The organism is Oceanospirillum sediminis (genome assembly GCF_014164585.1).
GTDB lineage: Bacteria > Pseudomonadota > Gammaproteobacteria > Pseudomonadales > Halomonadaceae > Oceanospirillum > Oceanospirillum sediminis.
Window position 1 is genome coordinate 1 of the sequence record NZ_JACJFM010000330.1, and the last position, 315, is coordinate 315.

1 pseudogene is annotated in these 315 nt (G+C 36.8%); it reads right to left on the minus strand.

Annotated features, from left to right (window positions below):
- Positions 1–262: pseudogene (locus H4O21_RS28835) on the minus strand (hypothetical protein); the annotation flags it as partial.
- Between the last annotated feature and the right edge of the window lie 53 nt (positions 263–315).

Sequence of the window (315 nt, forward strand, 5' to 3'; positions counted from 1 at the left end):
ACCATAATTCTCTGCCATTTACTCCGTCATCAGCAGTAAAATATAGATTGTTACTTATAGTTATTAAATCTGCTGGATTAGAACTAGCAGCACCTGAATTAATGTCAAATAACAAGTTTGTACCTAGGTTTGTGCCATTTGTCACCCAAAGTTCTCTTCCATTTGTACCATCATCAGTTGCTGCAAAGTAAAGCAAGTTATTGTACTCGGTATAAAAATCAGGTGAAGAACTATTCCCTTGAGGGTTAATATCCTTTATCATTATTTGATCGCCTCCACCCGTCCAAGGACTTCCATTAAATCCCATAATCTCCT